Below are 7,393 nucleotides of genomic sequence, written 5' to 3'. Positions count from 1 at the left end.
CCGCCCATGGCCATCACCCTCGATCCACCTCCGCACGCCGCGCCCGGCGACAACGCCGACCTCGAACGCTTCGGGTACCAGCCGGTGCTGCATCGCAAGCTCGGCCGCTACGCCTCGTTCGCCGCCGGATTCTCCTTCGTCTCCATCCTCACCACCATCTTCCAATTCTTCGGATTCGGTTACGGATTCGGTGGCGGGGCCTTCTTCTGGACCTGGCCGATCGTCTTCGCCGGACAGTTCCTGGTCGCCCTCAATTTCGCCGAACTCGCCGCGCGCTACCCGATCTCGGGCTGCATCTACCAGTGGTCGCGGCGGTTGGCCGGCGAGCTGGTGGGCTGGTTCGCGGGCTGGATGATGATCATCGCCCAGATCGTCACCGCCGCGGCCGCCGCCATCGCGCTGCAGGTGGTTCTGCCCTCGATCTGGAGCGGATTCCAGCTCGTGGGCACCGACACCGCCCTCACCTCGACCGACGGCGCCACCAACGCCGTCCTGCTGGGCAGTGTGCTGCTGGTGGTCACCACGGTGATCAACGTGGTGGGCATCGATCTGATGGCCCGGATCAATTCGATCGGCGTCACCGTCGAAATCGTCGGCGTGCTGGCGGTCATCGCGCTCTTCTTCACCCACACCGAGCGCGGCGCCGACATCGTGCTGCGCACCGACGAGGCCGCCCCCGGTCCGTACTGGGCCGCGTTTCTGGTCTCCGGATTGATGGCCGCCTACGTGATGGTCGGATTCGATTCCGCCGGAGAGCTTTCCGAGGAAACGAAGAACCCGCGCCGGGTCGCCCCGCGCACCATCCTGCTGGCGCTGTCGGCCTCGGCACTCGGCGGCGGCCTGCTGCTGCTCGGCGCGCTGATGGCCGCGCCGAGTGTGAGCGACGGCCGGCTCGCGGCCGAGGGCCTGGCCTACGTGATCACCGCGAAACTCGACAGCCCCGCGGGCACCGTGCTGCTGTGCTGTGTGGCCGTGGCGATCACGGTGTGCACCTTGGCCATTCAGACCGCGGGCTCGCGCCTGATCTTCTCCATGGCCCGCGACGGCCGCCTGCCGTTCGCCGCGCGCCTCGCCGCGGTCCACCCCCGGTTCGGCACGCCGGTACTGCCGGCGGTGGTGATCGGTGTCCTCGCGGTGGCCCTGCTGGTGCTGAATCTGGGCAACGCCGCGGTGTTCGCCACCCTCGCGAGTGTCTGCATCGTGACGCTCTACGTCGCCTATCTGCTGGTCACCGTGCCCCTGCTGATTCGGCGGCTGCGCGGTTGGCCGGCCGCGGAACCGGGTTTGTTCACCCTCGGCCGCTACGGCGTCGTGGTGAATCTGCTGGCCGTGGTCTGGGGCATCGCGATGGCGGTGAACCTGGCCTGGCCGCGCGCGGAGGTCTACACCCCGGCGGGCGGTGGCTGGTGGATGCTCTGGGCCGCACCGCTTTTCCTGCTCCTGACGATTGTCGTGGGCGCCCTCGTCCACCGGCTGGTCACACCGGCCGCCGCGCCCGCGGCGCAGCCGGCGCCGCAACCCGCCTGATCCGGAATCCGAACACATTCGCATCCGAGGAGTCCTCATGTCCGACACCGCCTCCCCGACGGGCGCCCGCGACCATGCCCGCGCCCAAGCCGCCGGTGCGGCCGTCGCCGGGCCGGATCTGCCCGCCGGCATCGACGCGTCGAGAATCACTTTCGCGCAACGGGTTCCGGGCACCGGGTACACGACCGCCGTCCTCGCCCGGGGCACCAGAATCCGGTTCACCGATCCCGAGGGCGCGGCCGGCGCCCATCTCCTGCTGCTCCGGGCCGATGCGCCGTGGGAACGCCTGAACGTCGCCGACACCGTCAAGGTGCCGTGGCAGGCCTATCTCGGGCCCGGCCATCCGCTGCTCTCGGACCAGGGCCGGGTCCTGGCCACCATCGTCGCCGACACCGGCGGCCGGCACGACACCCTGTGCGGTCCCACCGCGCCGGTGCGGACCGCGCTGCGGGTCGCCGGGGCCAAACACGGCCTCACCCCGCGCGATATCGGTCCCACGATCGCGCTGTTCCGTGGGGTCCGGGTCGGTCCCGACGGCGGGCTGGGCGCCACGGGCAGCGCCGGGCCCGGGCACTCGGTCGAGCTGCTCATCCATCTGCCGCTGACGGTGCTGGTCGCCAACGGCACCCATCCGCTCGACGACCGGCCGGCGACGGCGCTCGACGTCGTCGCGTGGCAGACGGGGGAACCACCGAACACCGCGGACGACAGCGAGCCGGAATACCGACGCGCCGTGGACAACACCGAACAGGCCTGGCGGGCCGCACACCAGCTGGAGGCGATCGCATGACCACCGTTACCGAGCGCACCGTCGTCCTGGACGAGACCGTAGCCGCCTGTGCACCCTGGTCGGCGGTGGTGCGGGCCGGTGAGCAGTGGCAGATCGTCGACCTGCACGGCAATCAGGCCGTGGACTGCCTGCTGTACTCGGCCGCCGATCACACCGACCGCTACAGCGCCCAAGCCACCGTCGCCGCCCAGCGCAACATCTTCCTGACCACGGGCAGCGTGCTGCGCACCGAATCCGGGTCGGCGCTGATGACGGTCGTCGCCGACGACGTCGGCAACCACGACACCATCGCCGGCGCCTGCTCACAGGAATCCAATACGCTGCGCTACGGCCACCACACCCGCCATCAGCACGCCTGCGTGGAGAACTTCCTCACCGAGGCGCTGAAATGGGGGCTCGGCAAACGCGACCTGGTCTCGAACATCAACTGGTTCATGAACGTTCCGGTCGAGCCCGACGGCACGCTCGGCATCGTCGACGGCCGCTCCGGCCCGGGTAAGTCGGTGACCTTGCGCGCCGAGGTCGACACCCTGGTCCTGGTGTCCAACTGCCCGCAGATCAACAACCCCTGCAACGGTTTCGACCCGACGCCGATCCGGATGGTGGTGTCGCGATGACCGGCCCGAGCCGCCACCTCGACGTGCTGCGACCGGGAATGCTGACCACCGTGCAGGATTGGCCGGGCCGCACCGGTTACTGGCATGTCGGCGTCCCGCCGTCGGGACCGATGGACGACCTGTCGTTCCGGCTCGGCAACCGCGCCCTCGGCAACGACGAGGGCACCGCCGGCCTCGAATGCACCCTCAGCGGGCCGACGCTGCGATTCGACACCCGCACCCGGATCTGCGTCACCGGCGCCCCGGTAGCCGTGACGGTCGACGGCACGCCGGTACGGCAGTGGCGGTGTGTCGAGGTGCCGGCCGGTGCGGTGCTCGATATCGGCGCCGTGCCCGGGCCGGGTATGCGCAGTTACGTGTTGATCGCCGGCGGCATCGACCTGCCCGAATACCTCGGCAGCACAGCGACGTTCACCCTCGGCCGCTTCGGCGGAACCGGCGCCGCACTGCGGGCCGGAGACCGCCTGCCGCTCGGGGCGGCACCGGAACGGACCGGATCCGGCGTCCCCATGGCCGAACAACCCGTGCTCTCCCACCGCTGGGAACTGGCGGTCACCGAGGGCCCGCACGGGGCGCCGGAATTCTTCACCCGCGCGGATATCGACACCATTCTGCATACCGACTACGAGGTGCATTTCAATTCGGATCGGACCGGGGTGCGGCTGATCGGGCCGAAACCGGAATGGGCGCGCAGCGACGGCGGCGAGGCCGGACTGCACCCCTCCAATATCCACGACACCGCGTACTCGGTGGGCGCCCTCGATTTCACCGGCGACACGCCCATTCTGCTCGGGCCCGACGGACCGAGCCTCGGCGGATTCGTCTGTCCGGTCACGGTGGTGGCCGCGGATCGCTGGAAGCTGGGGCAACTTCGCGCCGGCGACACCGTGCGCTTCGTCCCGATCCGGGCCGATCGCGCGGCCTCGGTCCGCGCGCTGGGGCCGGCCCGCCGCGCCGACTGGCCGTTCGTACTCTCCACGGGCGGCGACGGCGACGACGGAATCCTGGCGCGCGCGGAGGCCGACGACGGCACCGCCATCACCTACCGGCGCGCCGGTGACGACGGGATGCTGATCGAATACGGCGATATGACCCTGGACCTCGGGCTGCGGGCGCGCGTGCACGCCCTGCACCAGCACCTGCTCGAGCACGCCGAACCGGCCGTCACGGAGCTGACCCCCGGCATCCGCTCGCTCCAGGTCCGCTTCGATCCGGACCGGCTGTCCACGACGAAATTGCTGCGGTTGGTGACCGAGGCCGAATCCGCGCTGCCCGCCGCCGGAGATCTGGTGGTACCGAGCCGGACCGTGCATCGGCCGCTGTCCTGGGACGATCCGTCCACCCGGGAAGCGATCACCCGCTACATGCACGGCGTGCGCGCCGATGCCCCCTGGTGCCCGTGGAATATCGAATTCATTCGGCGGATGAACGGATTGCCCACGGTGGCAGCGGTTTTCGATACGGTGTTCGCGGCGGAGTATCTGGTACTGGGACTCGGCGACGTGTATCTCGGCGCGCCGGTGGCCACGCCGACCGACCCGCGGCACCGCCTGGTGACCACGAAATACAACCCGGCACGCACCTGGACGCCGGAGAACGCGGTCGGCATCGGCGGAGCCTACCTGTGCATCTACGGCATGGAGGGGCCCGGCGGATATCAGTTCGTCGGCCGGACCACGCAGGTGTGGAACCACCACAGCACCGGCGAGAGTGAAGATCCCTGGCTGCTGCGGTATTTCGACCGCATCCGCTGGTATCCGGTCAGCGCCGAGGAATTGCTGGATCTGCGCGCCGATGTCGCGCGGGGCCGCACCGAGTTGCGTGCCGAGGACGGTGAGTTCCGGCTCGCCGAGTACCGGGATTTCCTGGCCGCCAACGCGGGCTCGATCGCCGAGTTCCGCGCCCGACAGGCCGAAGCCTTTGCCGCCGAGCGTAATTCCTGGCAGGCGGCCGGCGAGTTGCACGAACGAGGGTGAGAACCGACGTGACCGTATGGATCCACCGCTGCGCCGACGATCCGAGCGCGGCGCCCAGCGGACCGCTGGCCGGACTCCGGCTGGCCGTCAAGGACAATGTCGACGTCGCCGGGGTGCCGACGACCGCCGGATGTCCCGACTACGCGTATGTTCCGCCCCGCGACGCACCGGCGGTCGCGGCCCTGCGCGCCGCCGGAGCAGTCGTGGTCGGGAAGACGAATCTGGATCAGTTCGCGACCGGGCTGGTCGGCACCCGATCGCCCTACGGGGTGGTGCCGGATGCGCGGCGGCCCGAATTCATCTCGGGCGGTTCGAGTTCGGGGTCGGCGGTCGCGGTCGCTACCGGAGCGGCCGATATCGCGATCGGCACCGACACCGCCGGTTCCGGACGGGTGCCCGCGGCGCTGCAGGGCATCGTCGGCATCAAACCGACCGTGGGGGTGATCTCCACCGAGGGCGTGGTCCCGGCCTGCCGCTCCTACGACTGCGTCACGATCTTCGCCCGCGATCTGGCACTCGCCGATCGTGCCATGGGTGTGCTCGCGGCCGGCGCACCCGATCGCGCCTGGCCGGCCGATATCCGGCTCGCCGCACCCGCCGAACCGACCGTTGCCGTCTTCGCCGAACTGCCGGAACTCGATCCGGTGTGGCGGGCGGCCTTCGAGCGGACGGTGGCGGCGCTGCGGGGACGCGGGGTCACCGTCGTCGAGATCGATCCGGCACCGTTCCTGGCCGCGGCCCGGCTGCTCTACGACGGCGCACTCGTCGCCGAACGGTATGCGGCGGTCGGTGAATTCATCGACAGCCGACCGGAATCGGTGGATCCGACGGTGGCGAAGATCATCGCCGCCGCGGCTGCCATACCGGCGCATCACCTCGTTCGGGACCGCGCCGAACTCGAACGGTTACGCGCCCGCGCCATGGCGAGTCTGGGCGGGGCCGATGCCCTGCTCGCTCCGACCGCGCCGACGCACCCGACCATCGCGCAGGTCGCGGCCGATCCGGTCGGCGTCAATTCCCGAATGGGGACCTACACCAATTTCTGCAACCTGTTCGATCTCTGCGCGGTGGCGGTGCCCGCCGGCACGGCCGGTGAATCCTGTTTCGGCGTCACGGTTTTCGCTCGCCCGTTCGAGGACGCGGTGGCAGTGGATATCGCCGCGGCCGTCACGGGCGAGGACGTGTGCGAGCGGCCCTGGCCGCTGGCGGTGGCGCCGGTGTGCGAGCTGATCGTCTTCGGCGCCCATCTACGCGGCCAACCGCTGGAATATCAACTGCACGCCCTCGGCGCGCGCTGGGCCGGCCCGGTACGCACGGCCGCGGCCTATCGGCTTGCCGCGCTGGATACGACACCGCCCAAACCGGCGGTGACGCGATGTGAGAACGGGGTCTCGGTCGCGGGCGAACGCTGGCTGCTGTCCCCCGCGGCGCTGGGCCGGTTCCTCGCCGAGCTACCGGCCCCGATGCAACTCGGCGCGGTCGAGCTGGCCGACGGCAGCTGGCATACCGCGTTCGGATGCGACGGCGCGGCGGCGGCGGCCGGCAAGGACATCAGCGAGTACGGCGATTGGCGGGCGGCGCTGGCGGCAGGGGCGGTCGGCTGATCCGAGCGGTCAGTCCAGGGCGGTGGCCACCGGGCGATCGGGGTCCGACGACCACTGCGACCAGGAACCGGGGTACAGCGCGGCCGAGAAGCCGGCCATCGTCAGCGCCGCGATCTGGTGTGCGGCCGTCACCCCGGAACCGCAGTAGACCGCGACCGGTCCCGATACCAGATCGGAGAATCGGGCCCGCAATTGCTCCGGTGATTTGAAGGTGCCCTCGGGCGTGAGGTTTTCGGCCGTCGGCGCGCTCACCGCGCCCGGTATGTGCCCGGCTCGCGGATCGATCGGCTCCACCTGGCCCCGGTAGCGCTCCCCGGCGCGCGCGTCCAGCAGCGCACCGGGCCAGGCGGCCACCTCGTCGGCCTCCACCACGGGCATATTGCCGGGTGTGAGCACCACATTGCCGGGCACCGGATCGGGTTCGCTGCCGGTGGCGAGTTCACCGCCGCAGCGCTGCCAGGCGGGCAGACCACCGTCGAGAATCCGCACCTCGCTCACTCCGGCCCAGCGCAGCAGCCACCACGCGCGGGCCGCGGCCATCGCCCCGGTGGCGTCGTAGACCACGGTCGGTTCGCCGCGGCGCAGGCCCCAGCTGCGCGCGCATTTCTGCAGGTGTGCCATTGTCGGCAGCGGGTGACGACCGTGCGCCGGCGAGGGCGGGGCGGCCAGTTCGGTCTCCAGGTCCACGAAGACCGCACCGGGAATGTGGCCGTCGAGATAGTGCTGCGGCCCGTCTGGATCGCCCAGCGCCCACCGCACATCCAGCAGATGTATCCGGTTCTCGCTGTCGGACAGCGCTTTCCGAAGTTCCTCGGGAGAGATCAGTACCGCGGCCAAGCCCTGCTCCTCAGTCAGAGACGTACCTGTGACGACGTACCG

The 7,393-nt window shown here is 70.5% G+C and carries 6 protein-coding genes; 5 read left to right on the top strand and 1 reads right to left on the bottom strand.

The features are described 5' to 3' along the window. Positions 1–6: 6 nt before the first annotated feature. From ON37_RS05500 to atzF, 5 genes are read left to right on the top strand one after another with little or no spacing between them, the layout of a single operon-like run. Positions 7–1,527, top strand: a complete 1,521-nt coding sequence (locus ON37_RS05500; protein WP_040717391.1) for an amino acid permease — start codon at positions 7–9, stop codon at positions 1,525–1,527. A 37-nt stretch (positions 1,528–1,564) separates the two neighbouring features. Further along, the gene (locus ON37_RS05495; protein WP_040717385.1) at positions 1,565–2,317 is read left to right on the top strand and encodes a DUF1989 domain-containing protein; all 753 of its coding nucleotides are present in this window, start codon (positions 1,565–1,567) and stop codon (positions 2,315–2,317) included. Beyond that, positions 2,314–2,934 carry an urea amidolyase associated protein UAAP2 gene (locus ON37_RS05490; RefSeq protein WP_040717382.1) on the top strand — a complete coding sequence of 207 codons (621 nt, stop codon included), beginning with the start codon at positions 2,314–2,316 and terminating at the stop codon, positions 2,932–2,934. Before ON37_RS05495 ends, ON37_RS05490 begins: the two co-directional genes overlap by 4 nt. Beyond that, positions 2,931–4,910, top strand: a complete 1,980-nt coding sequence (locus ON37_RS05485; protein ID WP_040717379.1) for a 5-oxoprolinase/urea amidolyase family protein — start codon at positions 2,931–2,933, stop codon at positions 4,908–4,910. Before ON37_RS05490 ends, ON37_RS05485 begins: the two co-directional genes overlap by 4 nt. Positions 4,911–4,918: 8 nt before the next feature. After that, positions 4,919–6,514, top strand: a complete 1,596-nt coding sequence (gene atzF, locus ON37_RS05480; protein ID WP_040717376.1) for an allophanate hydrolase — start codon at positions 4,919–4,921, stop codon at positions 6,512–6,514. 9 nt (positions 6,515–6,523) lie between these two features. On the opposite strand, the gene ON37_RS05475 is transcribed toward atzF, so the two are convergent. Continuing rightward, a complete protein-coding gene (locus ON37_RS05475) occupies positions 6,524–7,339 on the bottom strand; it encodes a sulfurtransferase (RefSeq protein ID WP_040717445.1) in 816 nt (271 codons plus the stop codon). Positions 7,340–7,393: the final 54 nt, after the last annotated feature.

The organism is Nocardia veterana NBRC 100344 (genome assembly GCF_000308855.1).
Lineage (GTDB): Bacteria > Actinomycetota > Actinomycetes > Mycobacteriales > Mycobacteriaceae > Nocardia > Nocardia veterana.
This window is presented reverse-complemented; position numbering and strand designations above follow the sequence as displayed.